General features: G+C 70.3%; 15 protein-coding genes and 1 pseudogene. 9 read left to right on the top strand and 7 right to left on the bottom strand.

Annotation, left to right across the window (positions count from 1 at the left end; genetic code table 11):
* The first annotated feature begins 61 nt into the window (after positions 1-61).
* Positions 62-1,624 carry a FadD3 family acyl-CoA ligase gene (locus AB0D12_RS14810; RefSeq protein ID WP_362681493.1) on the top strand — a complete coding sequence of 521 codons (1,563 nt, stop codon included), beginning with the start codon at positions 62-64 and terminating at the stop codon, positions 1,622-1,624.
* A gap of 105 nt (positions 1,625-1,729) precedes the next feature.
* Here the strand turns inward: AB0D12_RS14810 and AB0D12_RS14805 are convergent, their stop codons facing one another.
* The 3 genes from AB0D12_RS14805 to AB0D12_RS14795 all read right to left on the bottom strand — a co-directional run bounded on the left by AB0D12_RS14805 (position 1,730) and on the right by AB0D12_RS14795 (position 6,093).
* Positions 1,730-1,999, bottom strand: coding sequence for a hypothetical protein (locus AB0D12_RS14805; RefSeq protein ID WP_362681490.1), 270 nt, complete (start codon positions 1,997-1,999; stop codon positions 1,730-1,732).
* Positions 2,000-2,214: 215 nt separating this feature from the next.
* On the bottom strand, positions 2,215-5,160 hold the full coding sequence (locus AB0D12_RS14800; RefSeq protein ID WP_362681487.1) for a BTAD domain-containing putative transcriptional regulator: 2,946 nt from the start codon (positions 5,158-5,160) through the stop codon (positions 2,215-2,217).
* 165 nt (positions 5,161-5,325) lie between these two features.
* Positions 5,326-6,093, bottom strand: a complete 768-nt coding sequence (locus AB0D12_RS14795; protein ID WP_362681484.1) for a polysaccharide deacetylase family protein — start codon at positions 6,091-6,093, stop codon at positions 5,326-5,328.
* Positions 6,094-6,286: 193 nt separating this feature from the next.
* On the opposite strand from AB0D12_RS14795, the gene AB0D12_RS14790 reads away from it, so the two are divergent.
* The 8 genes and pseudogenes from AB0D12_RS14790 to AB0D12_RS14755 all read left to right on the top strand — a co-directional run bounded on the left by AB0D12_RS14790 (position 6,287) and on the right by AB0D12_RS14755 (position 15,452).
* Positions 6,287-7,507: an amidohydrolase family protein gene (locus AB0D12_RS14790; RefSeq protein WP_362681482.1), complete on the top strand. Its 1,221-nt coding sequence runs from the start codon at positions 6,287-6,289 to the stop codon at positions 7,505-7,507.
* A 151-nt stretch (positions 7,508-7,658) separates the two neighbouring features.
* Positions 7,659-8,072 (top strand): PaaI family thioesterase, encoded by a 414-nt coding sequence (locus AB0D12_RS14785; RefSeq protein WP_362681480.1) that lies wholly within the window; start codon positions 7,659-7,661, stop codon positions 8,070-8,072.
* A gap of 162 nt (positions 8,073-8,234) precedes the next feature.
* Positions 8,235-9,140 (top strand): LLM class F420-dependent oxidoreductase, encoded by a 906-nt coding sequence (locus tag AB0D12_RS14780; RefSeq protein ID WP_362682068.1) that lies wholly within the window; start codon positions 8,235-8,237, stop codon positions 9,138-9,140.
* Between the two features lie 10 nt (positions 9,141-9,150).
* On the top strand, positions 9,151-9,912 hold the full coding sequence (locus tag AB0D12_RS14775; RefSeq protein ID WP_362681477.1) for a glucose 1-dehydrogenase: 762 nt from the start codon (positions 9,151-9,153) through the stop codon (positions 9,910-9,912).
* Between the two features lie 98 nt (positions 9,913-10,010).
* Complete coding sequence (locus tag AB0D12_RS14770; protein WP_327324291.1) at positions 10,011-11,132, top strand: LLM class flavin-dependent oxidoreductase; 1,122 nt, start codon at positions 10,011-10,013, stop codon at positions 11,130-11,132.
* Between the two features lie 368 nt (positions 11,133-11,500).
* Positions 11,501-13,234, top strand: a pseudogene (locus AB0D12_RS14765) (D-aminoacylase); the annotation flags it as partial.
* 134 nt (positions 13,235-13,368) lie between these two features.
* Positions 13,369-14,820 carry an aldehyde dehydrogenase family protein gene (locus AB0D12_RS14760; protein WP_362681473.1) on the top strand — a complete coding sequence of 484 codons (1,452 nt, stop codon included), beginning with the start codon at positions 13,369-13,371 and terminating at the stop codon, positions 14,818-14,820.
* Between the two features lie 158 nt (positions 14,821-14,978).
* Positions 14,979-15,452, top strand: a complete 474-nt coding sequence (locus AB0D12_RS14755; RefSeq protein ID WP_362681470.1) for a hypothetical protein — start codon at positions 14,979-14,981, stop codon at positions 15,450-15,452.
* 66 nt (positions 15,453-15,518) lie between these two features.
* On the opposite strand, the gene AB0D12_RS14750 is transcribed toward AB0D12_RS14755, so the two are convergent.
* From AB0D12_RS14750 to AB0D12_RS14735, 4 genes are all read right to left on the bottom strand, one after another.
* Positions 15,519-15,998 (bottom strand): hypothetical protein, encoded by a 480-nt coding sequence (locus tag AB0D12_RS14750; protein ID WP_362681467.1) that lies wholly within the window; start codon positions 15,996-15,998, stop codon positions 15,519-15,521.
* The gene (locus AB0D12_RS14745; protein WP_362682066.1) at positions 15,995-16,471 is read right to left on the bottom strand and encodes a sigma-70 family RNA polymerase sigma factor; all 477 of its coding nucleotides are present in this window, start codon (positions 16,469-16,471) and stop codon (positions 15,995-15,997) included. The genes AB0D12_RS14750 and AB0D12_RS14745 overlap by 4 nt, the downstream gene beginning before the upstream one ends.
* 13 nt (positions 16,472-16,484) lie before the next feature.
* A complete protein-coding gene (locus tag AB0D12_RS14740) occupies positions 16,485-16,925 on the bottom strand; it encodes a DUF3995 domain-containing protein (protein WP_362681464.1) in 441 nt (146 codons plus the stop codon).
* An 81-nt stretch (positions 16,926-17,006) separates the two neighbouring features.
* A complete protein-coding gene (locus AB0D12_RS14735; protein ID WP_362681461.1) occupies positions 17,007-18,518 on the bottom strand; it encodes a CehA/McbA family metallohydrolase in 1,512 nt (503 codons plus the stop codon).
* Between the last annotated feature and the right edge of the window lie 70 nt (positions 18,519-18,588).

Raw genomic sequence — 18,588 nt, 5'->3', positions numbered from 1 at the left:
CAGCGCGTCAGGCTACAGCTAATCTGACGGATAGTCAGCTACTGCGGTGGGAGGGCTTGCGATGCGCGGCGACCTGGAGTGGGGCAGCGTCCCGAGGCTGGTACGGAGCGCTGCCGAACGGTACGGGGAGCGGGAGGCCGTCGTCGAGGGCCGCGTCAGGGTCTCGTACGCCGAACTGGGCGTGCGCGTCGAGCGTGCCGCCGCCGCCTGCATGGCGTCCGGCGTCGAGCCGGGCGACCGGGTCGCGGTCTGGGCGCCGAACACCCTCGACTGGATCGTCTCGGCACTCGGCGCGGTGACGGCCGGTGCAGTGCTGGTGCCGCTCAACACCCGCTTCAAGGGCGGCGAGGCGGCGTACGTCCTCCAGCGCAGCCGCGCCAAACTCCTCTTCATCACCGGCACGTTCCTGGGCACCTCGTACGTCGCGTCCCTGCGCCGCGCGGAGGTGGACCTGCCACATCTGGAGCAGGTGGTGGTGCTGGCGGACAGCGCACCCGAGGACTTCCGTGACTGGAAGGACTTCCTGGCGGGCGGCGACGCCATCCCCGCGGCGGACGTCCGTGCCCGCGCCGACGCGATCGACTCGTCCGCGCCTTCCGACATCATCTTCACCTCGGGTACCACGGGCCGGCCCAAGGGCGCCGTCATCACCCATGCGCAGACGCTGCGCTGCTACGACGTCTGGAGCGATCTCGCCGGGCTGCGGGAAGGCGACCGCTATCTGATCGTGAACCCGTTCTTCCACACCTTCGGCTACAAAGCGGGCATCATCGCCTGCCTGACGCGGGGCGCGACAATGGTCCCGCAGCCGGTCTTCAACGTGGACACGGTCCTGGCCAATATCGCCTCCGAACGCATCTCGGTACTGCCTGGCCCCCCGACCCTCCACCAGTCCCTGCTCGACCACCCGGCCCGCGACCAGCACGACCTCAGCGCGCTGCGGCTCGTCGTCACCGGCGCGGCGGTCGTGCCGCTCCAGCTGGTCGAGCGGCTGCGCAGCGAGCTGCGTATCGCCACGGTCCTCACGGCGTACGGCCTCTCCGAGGCGAGCGGCATCGTCACCATGTGCCGCCGCGGCGACGCCCCGGAGACGATCGCGTCCACCTCGGGCCGCGCGATCCCCGGCACAGAGGTCCGCGTGCTGGCAGGCACCGGCGAACCGGGCGAGGTGCTGGTGCGTGGACACCATGTGATGCAGGGCTACTTCGAGGACCCGGAGGAGACGGCGAAGGCGATCACCGAGGACGGCTGGCTGCGCACGGGTGACGTCGGCGTGCTGGACGATGCGGGCAATCTCCGTATCACCGACCGGATCAAGGACATGTTCATCGTCGGCGGCTTCAACGCGTATCCGGCGGAGATCGAGCAACTACTGGGTCTGCACCCGGATATCGCGGATGTCGCGGTGATCGGCGTACCTGACCCGCGGCTGGGCGAGGTGAGCAAGGCGTACGCGGTACGGCGCAGGGACTCGACGCTGACGGCGGACGATCTCATCGCCTGGTCGCGACGGGAGATGGCGAACTACAAGGTGCCGAGGGAGGTCGAGTTCGTGAGCGAACTGCCCAGGAACGCGAGCGGGAAGGTGCTGAAGACGGAACTGCGGTCGCGCGAGCGCGTCTGACCGTCCGGCCGGCGAGCACCTCGGCGGCCGGCACCGGACATGCTGCGGCCGCGGCGGCTCCCCCTCCGCGCCGCCGCGGCCGCACCCCGTCCAGTGAAGTTCGGGTCAGATCTTGGGCGGGGCCGGCGTGTGGTGGTCGCCCATCGTGGTGATGCCGTCCACGGGCGGGGCCGGCGTGTGGTGGTCTCCCAGCGTCGTGACGCCGTCCACGGGCGGGACCGGAGTGTGGTGGTCGCCCATCGTGGTGGCGGTGTCCTTCGGCGGTGCGGGCGTGTGGTGGTCACCCTGCACGATGGCGGCGCCCTGCGGCGGGGCCGGCGTGTGGTGGTCGCCCAGTGTGGTGATCTCTTCCGGCTTCTTCTCGGTGTTGCTCATCTTTCTGTCCCCCATGGGATTGCCCGACGCTACCGAAGGTGGCCTTCTGCCCGGAGGCTCCCCCGAGGGTCGCCGGACAGAAGGCCAGGGGGACCGCTCGCCCCCACGCGGAGGTGTAGGTCCCGGGATCCGCCTGCCCCCCGACGCGACGGATCGAATGCACTGAGCATGTCGGACGAGCATAAACGTTCAATGAACGCCCTGGCGGGGGGCCCTCACGCTGCGCTGAGAGGGGCAAGAAGCCCGCGTACTTCCTCCACTTCCGCGGCACCCGACTGCTCGTGCAGGGACAATGCCTCGCGCCAGCAGGCTCGCGCGCGGTCCGCTTGGCCGAGGCTGTCCAGCGCCCTGCCCAGCGTAATCAGTACGTTGGCCCGGGTCCGGTCGCCGCCGATGCAGCCGATGGCGAGCGCCTGCTCGGCATGCTGGGCGGCTTGTGCGGGGCGGCGGGCCGTGAGGTGCGCCTGGGCGATACGGAAGTGTGTCGTCCCCTCCCACAGACGCTGCCGGTTCGTCTCGAACCTCTCCAGCGCTTCGAGAAGCTCCCCCAGCGCCTCGGTGTGGCGTCCCGCATGGGTGAGCGCGACCCCCAGGGCGTAGCGGGCATTGGCCAGCCGCAGGGTGTGCCCGATGCGGTCGTAGATCTCGACCCCTTGCTCGGCGAGCGTGATGGCTTGCGAGGTACGGCCCATGGACAGGTGGATGCGCGAGAGATTGCACAGGGCGCTGGCCTCGCCCGGGCGGTTCTCGTCGGCACGGGAACCCTCCGTCGCCCGGCGAAGGTGCTCCTCGGCCTCGGCGTGCCGCCCCTGGTTGAAGGCGATGATCCCGCGGTCGTTGTCCGACCAGTAGACCGGAGCGGGGTCATGGGCGGACTTCGCGAGGACCGCCGCCTGCTTGGCCTCCTCGTCGGCTTCCTCGTAACGGCCCGCCACCATGTGCACGTTGGTCAGCGAGGTCCGCGCCCGCGCTTCGGTACGGACGTCGCCGGCGGCACGGGCCGAGTCGAGTGCAGAAAGGGCCACGGTCTCGTACAACTTGGAGTTGGCGCCGGACTCCGCCAGATCCTGTGCCGCCCACAGCAGGTCCACGGCGAGGCGCAGCCGCTTACCGCTCGACGCCTGTCGTGCGCTCGCAAGCAGGCAGTTCGCCTCCGCGTACAGCCAGTCCTGCGCGTCGTGCCCGTTGGTGAAGACCAGGCCCTCGTACTCCGTACGCTCCAGGTGGCCCACCAGCCGGTCGCCCGGACGCTCTATCGCGAACACCCGTGCCGCCGTCGACAGATAGAAGTCCAGCAGCCGGGACAGCGCCAACTCCCGCTCCTCGGGCGGCTCTTCATCCCGCTCGGCGCATGCACGCGCGTAGAGCCGTACGAGGTCGTGGTAGCGGTACCTGCCCGGCGCCGCCGACTCCAGCAGCGAGGTGTCGACGAGGGCCTCCAGCAGGTCTTCCGTCACCTGGGGCGGGAGGTTGAGCACCGCCGCGGCCGCGGCGAGCGAGATGTCCGGTCCGTCGGCAAGGCCGAGGAGGCGGAAGGCGCGGGCCTGGGCCGGCTCCAGCTGGCCGTAGCCCAGTTCGAAGGTGGCCTTGACCGCGAGGTCGCCCGCCTGCAGTTCGTCCAGGCGGCGGCGTTCGTCGGCGAGCTTCGCGGCCAGCACCGAGACCGTCCAGGTACGACGGGCAGCGAGGCGCGAGGCCGCGATACGGATCGCGAGCGGCAGGAACCCGCACGCGGCAACCACATCGAGCGCCGCCTCACGCTCGGAGGTGACCCGCTCCTCACCCACGATCTTGGTGAAGAGCTGCAGGGCCTCCTCCGGCGACATCACATCCAGGTCGACGAGGTGCGCCCCGGCCAGGTCCACCATCCGGACCCGGCTGGTGACCAGCGCCGCGCAGCCCGCCGTGCCGGGCAGCAGCGGACGGATCTGGGCGGCGTCCCGCGCGTTGTCGAGGAGGACCAGGACGCGCAGGCCGTCCAGCGTCGAGCGGTAGAGCGCTGCCCGCTCGTCCAGCGAGTCCGGAATGGCGGAGTCCGCGGTGCCGAGGGCCCGCAGGAACGCGCCCAGGACCGTCTCCGGATCGGCGGCGCGATTGCCCGCGCCCTGCAGGTCGACGTACAGCTGGCCGTCCGGGAAGTGCGGCCGGGCCTCGTGGGCCACATGGACCGCGAGAGTCGTCTTGCCGACGCCGCCTATGCCCGCGAGCGCCGAGACCGCCATGACGGAGCCCTCGGCGGTGGCCAGCTGGTCGCCCAGTTCGCGTACGAAGGAGGCACGTCCGGTGAAGTCCGGCACCGTGGCGGGGAGTTGTGCGGGCCGGGCGACATGCGGGGCCCGGGCCGGCTCCTCGCTCGGCCGGGCCAGTTCCGCGTCGGCCTGGAGAATGCGCTGCTGGAGCTTGGCGAGCTCCGGGCGCGGGTCGACGCCCAGTTCCTCGGCGAGCAGCCGGCGGGTGTCGGCGTACACGGCCAGCGCCTCGGCCTGGCGTCCGCTGCGGTACAGCGCCAGCATCAACAGCTCGCGCAGCCGCTCCCGCAGCGGGTGCGCCGCGGTGAGCGCGGTCAGCTCCGACACCGCCTCCGCATGGGCGCCGACCTCCAGGCAGAGGTCGAGCCGGGTCTCGAGGAGCTGGAGCCGCCACTCCTCCAGCCGGGCCCGCTGGTTCTCGGCGTACGGCCCCGGCACATTGGCCAGCGGCTCGCCGTCCCACAGGCCCAGCGACTTGTCCACCAGCGCGCGGGCCTGGTTGCGGTCCCCGGCCGCGCGCGCCTTGTCCGCCTCCGCCGCCAACTCCTGTGCCACCGCGAGGTCGAGGGCGTCGACCCTGACCCGTATCGCATAGCCGCCCGACTCGCTGACCAGCGCGTCCGCGGACAGCACCTTGCGCAGGCGCGAGGCGTACGTCCGTACCGCCGCGAGCGCCTGTGAAGGAGGGTCCTCGCCCCAGATCGCGTCGATCAGCTCGGAAGCGGTCGCGGTGCGGCCGTCGCGCAGCAACAGCGCGGCCAGCAGGGCGCGCTGCTGCGGCGAACCGGACGGCAGAGCCTCCCCGCCGCGCCAGGCACGCACCGGGCCGAGCACGCTGAAGCGCAGGTCAATGATGCTGCTCTGCATCGGAGTCCGCTGCTCCGGTACGCGTGGCCCGCTGTCACGGTCCATAGCTGCTCCCTGCCCCCGTACTGCCGGAATCGCCCTCGACAGTCTGCCCTGTGCATGGTGGCCCCGTCAGCAGCGGGGCACCTCCACATCGCCCCTGCCCGCGACAGCTTGTGCGCTAACCCCCAGTTGCCGATCTCCGTCCGTGATCTCTGCCCGAAGCTCCCGTCACGGGCGGTACACCTCTCCCGGGTTGGCCTTGCCGGGCGCGAGCAGCTCGGGCACGGTGACGAAGGTGTAGCCGCGCCTCTTCAGCTCGTCGATGATGCCGGGCACGGCGGGCACGGTCCCGTCGTAGATGTCGTGCAGCAGGATGATGCCGTCGCGCCCCGCCTGGTCGAGTATCCGGCTCTTGATGAGCTCGGAGTCGGTGGTGGAGAAGTCCTTGGCGGTGGCGCTCCACAGGATCTGGGCGAGGCCGAGCTCCCGGCTGACCTTGGTGACGTCGTCGTTGATACGGCCCTGCGGCGGGCGCATAAGAGTGGGCCTGCGGCCGGTGATCCTGGCGATGGCCTCCTGCGTACGGGAGAGCTCTTCGCGTATCTCGTCTGCGCTCAGTTCGTCGAGCCGGCGGTGCGACCAGGTGTGATTGGCCACCTCATGGCCCTCGTCGGCTATTCGGCGTACGAGGTCGGGGTGCTTGAGCACATGGTTCTTGCCGAGCAGGAAGAAGGTTGCGTGAACCTTCTTCTCCTTCAGGGTGTCGAGGAGTCGGGCCGTGTCCTTGCCGGGCCCGGCGTCGAAGGTCAGGGCTATGCACCTGGCCTTTCCGCAGTCGACGCCCGCGGCGGGCAGCGGCTTGGCGTCGGAGGCCGCGTGGCTCCTGGCGGCGCCCGGTGAGGTGGTCTCCATCGAACAGCCGCCGAGCGTCAGCGCCAGGGCGGCGACTGCGAGCGCGGCGGCGTTGACCTTCGCTTTCGTCCTTTTTCCGGGCATGGCGAATATCCCCCTCGGTGGATGGCGGGCACACGGAATACGGCGCTCTGCCGCTGACCGGCCGCGTACGCCACTGCACTATACACATCGTGTATACGCGGAGTTTATAGTGAGTCGCGGCCCCGTGCTCGAGAGGCTTCCCGTACCGCTCCACTAGCTGACGGATCGTCAGATGGGCGCTACCGTGGAGCCCATGGAGACCTTCCCGAAGATCATCTCGGTGGACGACCACACGGTTGAGCCCCCCAACGTCTGGCGGGACCGGCTCCCGTCGAAGTACCAGGACATCGGCCCGCGCATCGTCCGGGCGCCGCTGAAGGAAATGACGTTCCTGGGCGGCAGGTTCGCCCCGGTGATGGGGGCGAAGGGTGACGACGGGCCGATCGGCGACTGGTGGGTCTACGAGGATCTGCACCGGCCGCTGACCCGCCTCGACACGGCGGTCGGCTACGACCGCGACGAAATCAAGCTCGAGGTCATCACGTACGAGCAGATGCGGCCGGGCTCGTTCGGCGTGCCGGAGCGCCTCGCCGACATGGACGTCAACCACGTCCAGTCGGCGCTCTGCTTCCCGACCTTCCCGCGCTTCTGCGGCCAGACCTTCACCGAGGCGAAGGACCGCGAACTGGGGCTGCTCGGGGTGCGGGCGTACAACGACTGGATGGTGGAGGAGTGGTGCGGCCCCGAGGCGCGCGGGCGCCTGATTCCGCTGACCCTGATTCCGCTGTGGGACGCGGAGTTGGCGGCGGAGGAGGTCCGGCGCAATGCGGCGCGGGGCGTGCGGGCGGTGGCCTTCTCGGAGATACCTCCGTACCTCGGGCTGCCGTCGGTGCACACGGACGAGTGGGACCCGTTCCTGCGGGCGTGCGACGAGACGGGGACGGTGATCGCGATGCACATCGGCTCGTCGTCGAGGATGCCGTCGACGTCCGCCGATGCGCCGCCCGCCGTCGGGTCGACGATCACCTTCGCCAACTGCTGCTTCTCGATGGTCGACTGGCTGATGAGCGGCAAGTTCGAACGCTTCCCGGGTCTGAAGATCATGTACGCGGAGGGCCAGATCGGCTGGATCCCGTACATCCTGGAGCGCGCGGATGTGGTCTGGGCGGAGAACCGCGGGTGGGGCGGGGTGGCGGACAAGGTGCTGCGGCCGCCGTCGGAGCTGTTCGCGGAGCATGTGTACGGGTGCTTCTTCGACGACGCGTTCGGGCTGAAGAACCTGGACGCGATCGGAGTGAGGAACGTGCTATACGAGACGGACTATCCGCACTCGGACTCGACGTGGCCGAAGTCGAAGGAGGTCGGGGAGAGCCAGATGGGCCACTTGGCGCCGGATGTGGTGGACCGGATAGTGCGCGGCAACGCGATTGAGCTGCTGGGCCTGACACCGGACGGCCTGTGGCCGGGCGCGTAGCCTCCGGCGGGGGTGCGGGTGCTTGTTGCCCGGGCTGCGGGGTGCGGGTTCTTGTCGGGTGCGGGCTCCGGTGCCCCTCCGGGCTCGACTCCTCGGGGTCGGCGGCGTACAGGCGCTCGCCACATGACCGGGTGAGCGGCACTATCGGGGGATGACGCTCACCCTCGCTCAAGCCGACAAGATCCTTGCCGACAACTTCGCCCCCTGGGTGCTCGACCTAGGGCTCTCCGTCGTCGAGACAGGTGAACGGCATGCGATTCTCCGCCTCCCCTGGAGCGATCGCCTCGCCCGTGAAGGCGGCGCTCTGTCCGGGCAGGCGCTCATGGCGGCGGCCGACACCGCCACCGTCGTCGCCGTCGCCTCCGCCCTCGGCGGCTTCGCGCCGATGACGACCGTCCAGCAGTCCAGCGCCTTCCAGCGGGCGATCACCGGCACGGACGTCCTGATCGACGTCAGGATCACCAAGCTCGGCCGGCGCATGGCGTTCGCGGACGTCACCATGACCGCCGACGGCTCGCAGGACGTCGCAGCGCGGGCCTCCACCGTGTACGCCCTGCTCGGCTGAGGCGACGCCCCCTGGCAGGCAGCCGCACTCACGTCACCGCACCACTTGTCTGATGAACCGTCAGGTATGACGATGGCCCCGTCCCGATAGTTGACGAAGCGTCAGATCAGGCGAGGAGGCGGCGCCGTGCACGTACTGCCCGAGGGGCGGCTGTCGTACGGGATGCAGCTCCCGATCCAGTCGCAGAGCACCATCTACGCGGAGCCGTGGGAGACCGGCGCCGGAGCCGAGGATCTTGCCGAGATCGCCAGGGTCGCCGACCGGGCCGGGTTCGCGTATCTCGCGAGCTGTGACCATGTCGCGATCCCGCGCCGGCTCGCCGGTGCCATGTCCACCGTCTGGTACGACCCCGTCGCCACGCTCTCCTACCTCGCGGGGATCACCGAGCGTGTGCTGCTGCTCAGCCATGTCGCCGTCGTCGGGCTGCGGCACCCGCTCCTGAGCGCCAAGCAGTACGCGACCCTGGACCATCTCTCCGGCGGACGGCTGATCCTCGGGGTCGGGGCCGGGCATGTGCAGGAGGAGTTCGAGGCGCTCGACGTGGACTTCGCCGCGCGCGGGCCCGTTCTCGACGAGACCATCGACGCGCTCAGGGCGGCGCTCGGCCCGGAGGAGTATCCCGAGTTCGCCGGCGAGCGGTTCTCCTTCAGCGGGCTCGGGCAGCGGCCCAGGCCCGTTCAGCGGCGGATACCCATCTGGGTGGGCGGGTCCTCGCCCGCCGCCGTGCGCCGGGCCGCCGTACGGGGTGACGGCTGGCTGCCCCAGGGCGACCCACGCGGCAAACTCCCCGCCCAGATCGCCAGGTTGAAGACGCTGCGCGAGGAAGCAGGCGTCACCGATCCCATCGAGATCGGCGCCATCACCGAGCCGCTGTACGTGGGCGAGCCGGACTGGGACACCGGCCGGCGAACCCTGACCGGAAAGCCCGACGCCCTCGCCGAGTCGCTGCGCGCCTACGCCGCGATGGGCGTGCACCAGATCCAGGTCCGGTTCCGCAGCCGAAGCCGCACCGAACTCACCGATCAGATGGCGGCCTTCGCCGCCGACGTTGCTCCGCACCTGAACTGAGGAGAGTGGGATGGGAAAGCTCGACGGACGCGTCGTCCTCATCACGGGCGCGGCGCGCGGGCAGGGTGAGCAGGAGGCGCGGCTCTTCGCGGCGGAGGGCGCGAAGGTGGTGCTCGCCGATGTGCTGGACGACCAGGGCGAGGCTCTCGCCAAGGAGCTGGGTGAGGGCACGGCCGCGTACGTCCATCTGGATGTGAGCCAGGAGACCGACTGGGCCGCAGCCGTGGCCGCGGCGAAGGACGCGTTCGGGAAGATCGACGGGCTGGTCAACAACGCGGGCATCCTGCGCTTCAACGAGCTGGTCTCCACGCCGCTGGAGGAGTTCCAGCAGATCATCCAGGTCAATCAGATCGGCTGCTTCCTCGGCATACGTAACGTCGCGCCCGAGATCGAGGCGGCCGGTGGCGGGACGATCGTCAACACAGCCTCGTACACCGCCCTGACGGGCATGGCCGGCGTGGGTGCGTACGCCGCGACCAAGCACGCGATCCTCGGCCTGACCCGGGTCGCCGCGCTGGAGCTGGCCGCCAGGAAGATCCGCGTCAACGCGGTCTGCCCGGGTGCGGTGGACACGCCGATGAGCAACCCGGGCGGCGTGGACCCGGCGGCGGTGGGCGAGCTGTACCGGAAGCTCGTGCCGCTCGGCCGGGTCGGGGAGCCGGAGGAGGTGGCGAAGCTGGTGCTCTTCCTGAGCAGCGAGGACTCCTCGTACATCACCGGGCAGCCGTTCGTCATCGACGGCGGCTGGCTCGCCGGAGTGAGCCTTTTCTGACTGGACGTCAGGTATTGACGCTTCGCGCAGGCGGTGGAACAGTCGACCGCATCGGGATCTGACGGTACGTCAGAAAGTAAAAGGGACGGTGAACCCCTTTGGAATTCGGGCTCTTTGTACAGGGATACGTCGGCAAGCGCGCCGAGACCGACCCGCTCGCGGAGCACAAGGCGCTGATGGAGGAGACCGAGTACGTCATCCAGGCGGACAAGTCCGGCTTCAAGTACGCCTGGGCCTCCGAGCACCACTTCCTGGAGGAGTACTCGCATCTGTCGGCGAACGATGTGTACCTCGGGTACCTCGCACACGCGACGGACCGGATCCATCTGGGCTCGGGCATCTTCAACCCGCTGGCGCCCGTGAACCACCCTGTGAAGGTCGCGGAGAAGGTCGCCATGCTCGACCATCTCTCCGAAGGACGCTTCGAGTTCGGGTCGGGCCGCGGCGCCGGCAGCCACGAGATTCTCGGCTTCATGCCCGGCATCACCGATATGAACCACACCAAAGAACTCTGGGAAGAGACCATCGCAGAGTTCCCCAAGATGTGGCTCCAGGAGGAGTACGTCGGCTTCCAGGGCAAGCACTGGTCGCTGCCGCCGCGGAAGATTCTGCCGAAGCCGTACGGGAAGTCCCACCCGGCGATGTGGTACGCGGCCGGCTCCCCGTCCTCGTACGCCATGGCGGGCAAGAAGGGCCTCGGTGTCCTGGGCTTCAGTGTGCAGAAGGTCTCCGACATGGAGTGGGTCGTCGAGTCGTACAAGACGGCCGTCAAGGAGGCGAAGGCGATCGGCGACTTCGTCAACGACAACGTGATGGTGACGTCGACGGCGATCTGCGCCGAGACGCACGACAAGGCCGTCGAGATAGCCGTCGGCGGCGGACTGAACTATCTGCAGTCGTTGCTCTTCCGCTACCACGACACCTTCCCGCGGCCCGAGGGCATCCCCGAGTGGCCGGAGCTGCTGCCCGAGTACAGCGCGGAGATCATCGAGCTGCTCATCGCGGAGGAGCTGATGATCTGCGGCGACCCGGGCGAGGTGCTGCAGCAGTGCAAGCGCTGGGAGCAGGCGGGCGCGGACCAGCTCTCCTTCGGGCTCCCGATCGGGATCTCGTACGAGGACACCATCAACACGATCAAGCTGATCGGTGAGCATGTGATCCCGCAGATCGACACGGACCCGGTGCATCGGACGACCCGCTTCCGCCAGGCGGCGGGCTGACGGTGCGCCTGGGGCGGGCCCACGCGGCGGAGCCGCAGATCGGGAACAGCCCCGACCCGCCCCTTCCCATGACCGGAGCTCCGCCCCGGACCCCGCGCCTCAATCGCCGGCGGGGCTGAAGAGGTCGGCCCGAACAATCAAGCCCGTCCGGCGATTGAGGACACGCCCGAAGGGCGTACCGGGGGCTTGCCCCCAGTCGGGGAAGGGGCGGGTAGGGGACTCCCCGCCCCCACAGAACGGCGGCGGCCTCCCGGACCGCCGTCCCCGGGTTCCGGCCGGGTGCCCGTCGGCAGCGGCCTGCCGCACGTGCCCCGGCCGGAGCCATGAAACGACCAACAACGACCAACCCCGCGCTGGAGGGACCCGTCATGCTCGACCACCTCATTCGCTCGGCGACCGTCGTGGACGGGACCGGCGCGCCCGCGTACCTCGCCGACGTCGGGATACGGGACGGGCGCATCGCCCTCATCGCCGAACCCGGGACCGTCGCCGAGGAGGCCAGGACGAGCGAGGACGCGTCGGGGCTCGTCCTCACCCCCGGCTTCGTCGACCCGCACACGCACTACGACGCCCAGCTCTTCTGGGATCCGTTCGCCACCCCCTCCATGAACCACGGAGTGACGACCGTCGCCGGCGGCAACTGCGGCTTCACCCTCGCCCCGCTCAACCCCGACCGCCCCGAGGACGCCGACTACACCCGCCGCATGATGTCCAAAGTGGAGGGTATGTCGCTGGTCGCGTTGGAGGAGGGCGCGCCGTGGAGCTGGCACACCTTCGGCGAGTATCTGGACGCCCTGGAAGGCCGGATCGCCGTCAACGCGGGCTTCATGGTGGGGCATTGCGCACTGCGCCGGCATGTCATGGGCCACGACGCGGTCGGCGGGCAACCCACGCCCGAGCAGCTCGACGACATGATCAGGCTCTTTCACGACGCGATGGGCGCGGGGGCGTGGGGGCTCTCCACCACCCAGTCCTCCACCCACTCCGACGGCGACGGGGAGCCGGTCGCATCCCGCCACGCGAAGCCCGAAGAGCTCCTCGCCCTCTCGCGGGCAGTCGCCGAACACGAAGGCACCCAGCTCGAAGCGATTGTCGCGGGCTGCCTGGACCAGTTCGCCGACGAGGAGATCGACCTGTTCGTCGAGATGAGCGCCGCGGCCGGACGGCCCCTCAACTGGAATGTGTTGACCATCGACGCGTCCGTGCCCGAGCGCGTGCCGCGCCAGCTCGAGGCGAGTGAGCGGGCGAGGAAGTCCGGTGGCCGCATCGTCGCGCTGACCATGCCGATCCTCACGCCGATGAACATGTCGCTGGGCACCTTCTGCGCACTGAACCTCATCCCCGGCTGGGGCGAGGTCCTCTCTCTTCCCGTCCCCGAGCGGATCGTGAAACTCCGCGACGCGGACGTACGCGCCGAAATGCTGCGCCACGCCGACTCCAAGGAGGCCGGAGTCTTCCGTCGGCTCGCGAACTTCGGCCGCTATGTCATAGGCGACACATACTCCAAGGAGAACGAGGGCCTGAGTGGGCGCGTCGTGAAGGACATCGCCGCCGAGCGCGGCCAGGGCGCCTTCCACTGCCTGGTCGAGATCTGCGCCAACGACCAGTTGCGTACGGTTCTTTGGCCGATGCCCACCGACAACGACCCCGACTCCTGGGAACTGCGCCGGCAGACCTGGCAGCACGAGGACGTCATGCTCGGCGGCTCCGACGCGGGCGCGCACCTGGACCGGATGTGCGGAGCGCCGTACACGACCCGCTTCATCGGCGACTGTCTGCGCGGCCGGAAGCTCGTCGGCCTCGAGGAGGCCGTGAAGATGCTGACCGACGACCCGGCACAACTCTTCGGTCTGCGCGAACGCGGCCGTGTCCAGGAGGGCTGGCACGCCGACCTCGTCCTCTTCGACCCGGAACGGATCGAGGCGGGCCCGGCCATGCTCGTACACGACCTGCCCGGCGACAGCCCGCGCCTGGACGCGAAGGCCATCGGCATCGTGTCGGTGCGCGTCAACGGCGTCAAGACGATACGGGACGACGAGGTGACGGGCGCGGTACCGGGCACGGTGCTCAGGTCCGGCCGTGACACGAGGACCGTGAGTACGCTGCATCTTCCCGGGGGACAACCCCCGGACCCCCGACCGGAGAGCAGGCCGCACGGGACAGCCGATGCGGCGGGGCAGGGCGAACTCCAGTGACGGCGGGGCGGGGTGGGCCCGAGCCGACGGTGCGGCAACCGGTGCGGCAGAAGCTGTTCATCGGCGGGGAGTGGGTCGAGCCGGACGGCGGTCACTACGAGGTCGTCAACCCGGCCACCGAGGAGGTCGTCGGGCTCGCGCCCGAGGCGAGCCGCGAGCAGGTGTACGCGGCGGCCGCCGCCGCCCGCGAGGCCTTCACCGCCTGGTCGCGTACGAGACCGGAGGAGCGCGCCCGGATCCTGGACGCAGCCGCCGATGTCATCCAGCGCGAGGCCGAGCCGTACGCCCGCCTCGCCCAGGCCGAGAGCGGCGCGACGACCGCGACTGCGCGCGGCATGCAGGTCGCCGTCGGCGCGGCCCGCTTCCGGCGGTACGCGAAGGGCGCGCTGGAGCCCGTGGAGGAGGGGCTGCCCCCGCAGATCAACGCCGCGGGACCGATGGGGAAGGCGGGCGTCTTCGGGGCACTCGCCGTACGCCGCCCGGTCGGCGTCGTCACCTGCATCACCTCGTACAACAACCCCTGGGCCAACCCGGCCGGCAAGGTCGCTCCCGCGCTCGCCATCGGCAACACGGTGGTCGTGAAGCCCGCCCCGCAGGACCCCCTGTCCGTCTACAGGATGGCCGAGGCCCTGGCGGAGGCGGGCGCGCCGCCCGGTGTCGTGAACGTGGTGACCGGCTCCGCACCCGCCGTCGGCGAGGCCGCCGTCGACTCCCCGGATGTCGACATGGTCAGCTTCACCGGCTCGACGGCGGTCGGACAGCGCATCGCGGAGGTCTGCGGCCGCGGGATGAAGCGGCAGCTCATGGAGCTGGGCGGCAAGGGCGCGGCGCTTGTCTTCGACGACGCGGACGTGGATTCCGCGGTGATGGGCATCGGCACGACGTTCTCCTTCTACAGCGGCCAGATCTGTACGGCGCCGACGCGGGTGATCGCGCAGCGCGGGATCCACGACCTTCTGGTCGAGAAGCTGACCGGCTATCTGACGTATATGAAGCTCGGCGACCCGGCGGCGCAGGGCACGGTGGTCGGCCCGGTGATCTCGGCGGCCCACCGTGACCGGGTCGAGTCGTACGTCGAACTGGGCAGGAAGGAAGGCGCTCGGCTGGTTGCGGGCGGCGAGCGACCTGCGTACGACAAGGGCTTCTATGTGGCCCCGACGCTGTTCGCGGACTGCACGAACGACATGCGGGTGGTGCGGGAGGAGATCTTCGGCCCGGTGGTGGTCGTGGTCCCCTTCGACGACGAGGACGAGGGCATCGCGCTGGCGAACGACAGCGACTACGGCCTGATCGACTATGTCTGGTCGGGGGATGTGGCGCGGGCGTTCCGGGTGGCGGGGGAGCTGCGGGCGGGCGGGGTCGGGGTCAACACGATTGGACGCAATATGGAGGCGCCGTTCGGTGGGTTCAAGAAGAGCGGGGTCGGGCGGGATGTGGGCTCGTACGCGCTGCAGGCATACAGCGAGCTGCAGGCGGTGGTGTGGCCCGGCTGAGGCTCGACGCCGGCCCCGCGCGCCGCGACACGCCTTGTGATCAGAAGTCGTTGGCAGTCCGGTGACTGGGTGCCGGTGACCGGCCACCAGGCCGCGGGGGTTGATCTCCTCGCGGCTTCAGGAAACGCTGTCACCTTCCGAACTGGGGGGTGGCACCGTTGGTTGAGGATCCGGATGCCGATCAGGCGTGCCTGGCTTGTGGGCTCACGGCCGGTACTGAGTTCTTGCCGGGTGGCCCGATCCTGCGGACCGGCACATGGGTCGTCGAGCACTGCGTGGGGCCGCTGGGCCTGGGGACGCTGGTGGTCAAGCCGATCAGGCACGTGATCCATGTGGCCGATCTGACAGCCGAGGAATCCGGCGAACTCGGCCCGCTGCTACGGAGGGTCAGTTCCGCGGTCACGGAGACGATGGAGCCTGAGCAGGTTTACGTCTGCCTCTGGTCCCATGCCGGCGCAGTGCCGGGGCACATTCACTTCGTGGTGCAACCCGCGCTCAAGGATGATCTCGCCCGGTACGACGCTTACGGGCCCGCGCTGCAGATGGCCATGTTCGAGGCGGGGCAACTGCCGGACGAGGCGGCCGTGGCTGATGTGTGTGCTCGCCTGCGGACGGCTCTCGCTGCGGGCTGAGGCTTCTCCGGCGGAGCGGGCAAGCGGGCGCCCGCGGCGGGCGCCCGCGGTGGCAGCCGACCGTCCTCACTCCGTTCGCCCCGCCGCCACCCGCCTCTCGAGCTCTCCCAGCACCCGGCGCCCCGCGCGCCCCACCCCCACCGGGATCAGCGCCGCGCGTCCCGGGATGCGGATGCCGCCCGTGAAAGCCACCCGGGTGCGGCCCTCGCCGCAGGGGATCGCCGCCACTCCCATCAGGATGAAGCGGCTCTGGAGCCAGACCCAGCCCGGGCGCAGTACGCCGTCGAAGCGGGCCCGCATGCCGAAGCGGCTCCGCGCAACCGCCTCCACGCGGTCGCCGTCGATGCGGATCACCCGCAGGCGGCGCATGTCCGGGACCAGACGGGCGAGTTCGCCGTCCAGGTCGGTGAGGAGCGGCCAGACCTCGGCGTAGTCCGCGTCGATCTCGCGCTCGGTGATCGTGGCGCCGGGGACGCCGGCGGCCAGTGCGTACAGCCGCCGCACCGGGTCGAGGCCCGCGGCGGGCGGCCAGTTGACGGTTGTCACGATGACCACGCCTTCCTGAAGGAGTCCCGGGCCCGGTGCAGCCGTGACTTGACGGTGCCGACGCGGAGGCCGAGCAGTTCGGCCGCGGACTGTTCGTCGAGGCCCTCGATGTCCCGCAGGACGAGGACCGCCCGGTGTTCTGGCGAGAGCCGGGTCAGTACGTCCCCGATGTCCGCGGCGAGTTGAGGATCGCCCCGCTGGGGGAGGGTGGTGAGATCGGCCGGTACTGAACGGGCGGACCTGCGGGCGACCCGGACCGCCTCCCGGCAGGCGATCGCCCGCACCCATCCGTAGAGCGCCGCCGGTTCCTTCAGGGAACGCAGCCCCCGGAAGACGGCGACCAGTGTCTCCTGGACGGCGTCCGGGCCGTCGGCGAGCGCGATCGGGGTGCAGATGCGGCCCGCGTACGCGGTGAGGACGTCGAGGAGGTCGTTCATCGCGATGGTGTCGCCGCGTTGCGCGGCCCGCACCATTCGCTGGACGTCGTCACTCACTCCGCTCCCTCGCCACCCGCAGTGCCGCGGTCGCCAGAGCCAGGCACAGCGGAGTGTAGAGCGCCAGGTTCAGCCAGTAGAAGGTGGATCCGGCGCCGTCGTCGAGTCCCGCCCGTACCCCGAAGGCCCAGGCCAGACCGACCACCCCACGCAGTGCCGTACCGCAGGCAACGGCAACGGTGGCCGCCTGGAGCAGTCGTCCCCGGCGCCGGGCGCGCGCGGTCACCAGGCCCGCCGCAGTGAACAGCAGCGCGGCGAGCGGCAGGAGCACGGGCGGGGTGAACGGCACATCGGCGCCGAGCACCGCGTACGACAGGGCCTTCGGGTCGTCGGTCGGCCAGTGGCTGCCGGTCGCCCAGAACACGTGCAGCAGCCCGTCGGCGGTCAGTACGCCCGCCACAGCCTGGGCGGCGGCACGCCGGTTCGTTTCCATGAGGACCTCCTCGGTGAGCGGATACGTCACCCCACAGAGGAGCCGAACCGGCGATTCGTTCCGACGAGTTCGCGAAGCGGGTCAGGTGCCGAGGAACACCGGGTTGGTGAACGCCGCCAACGGCCCCGGCAGCACCGGGATCACCGCCGCGTGCCGGACCTCCGCCCGCACATACGCCGCGTACGCCGCCGTCGTGTGCCACTCCACCGTGCCCGTCGCCGGGAGCGCCGCAGTGTGCAGCACACCCTGGTCGGTGACGAAGCGGACCGAGCAGTTCGGGGCGCCGCTGACCTCCAGGCGCAGGGTCACCGGGTCGTCGGCGTCGACGTGCAGCCGTTCGCCGATGCCCGCATGGCGTCCGCGGCCGCCCGCCGCCGAGAAGGAGAGCGACACCGCCTTCGACTCGGCGACATAGCTGCGCCCGGCCCGGATGCCGTCGAGGATCGCCTCGCGCGTCAGGTCGTCCGCGAGGACCACGGTCTGCGGAGTGCCGACGGGGTCCGGGTCGCGGTGCGCGTCGCTGTTGCCCATCGCCGGGGTCCAGCGCCGTCCGGAGCGTACGGACGCGACCAGTGTGTTGTCCCAGGACTGCAGCGAGACCTCGTCGTCGGGCGTGTACGCGCCGTTCCACACCTCCACCGCGTCCGCCTCGCCGAAGCCGAACTTCCAGTTGCAGCCGATGCAGGTGGCGTGCGGATGGGCCGGCACGACCAGGCCGCCGGAGCGCCTGATCTCGCGCGCGTAGTGGCCGAAGCGGTTGTCGCGGGCCCGGTAGCGCCAGTCGATGAAGGTGCCGGGGTCGGTGCCGAGCGCGACCACGTGGCCGTTGCGCGTGGTGACCTCCTCGCCCATGAGGATCAGCAGGTCGTCGCCCGCCTGGTCGGCCCAGTGGGCGTGCGCCGAGTGTGTGTTGTGCTCGGAGGTGTTGATGAAGTCGAGCCCGGCGGAACGGGCGAGCGCCGCGATCTCTGCGGGCGTGCGCTTGCCGTCCGAGTACCAGGAGTGCAGATGGCAGTCGCCCCGGTACCAGGCGCGACCGCGGCCCTTGGCCCGCTCCGGCGGATAGACCGGCTTGGGCGTCCTGCCGGGCGCGCCGTACCGGAGCGTGATGGTGACTTCGTACGCGAGACCCTGCGGCGAGACGGTGTACGGGCCCAGCGCGATGTTCCACGTGCCTGCGCGTACCGGGCCCGGGATGTAGCCCGGCGTCGCCTCGTCCGCGCGGATGAAGAACTCCGTGCGCGCGCCGCCCGACCAGCCGCGGAAGCCGTCCCCGCCCAGCTCCGTGCCGCGCTCGTCGAAGATGCCGATGTCGAGGGCGTTGCCCTGCGTGCCGGGCGGAACGACGGGCCGCTCGTAGGTGTACGCCACGTGGATCTCGCGTACGCCCTTCGGGATCTCGACCGGGAGATACACGAAGTCGGGGGAGCCGGGCGGCAGCGTGCCGCGCACGACCTGGCTGGGTTCGCTGTTGGTCTGTCCACCGTTGTTCGGCGCAGCGTTCGCGAAGCTCACAGTGCCCAACGTAAGGGCCGCAGCGGCTCCCGTCACGAGCAGTCCGCGTCTGTCCATCGCGTGTTCGTCGTTGCACATGCCGTCGGCTCCCCAGGGGTGGTGAGAGGGACAGGAGTGATGTACTCGAACCCTGGTATTGAGCCGTGAA

Source organism: Streptomyces sp. NPDC048479, from assembly GCF_040651435.1.
Taxonomy (GTDB): Bacteria; Actinomycetota; Actinomycetes; order Streptomycetales; family Streptomycetaceae; genus Streptomyces.
This window is presented reverse-complemented; position numbering and strand designations above follow the sequence as displayed.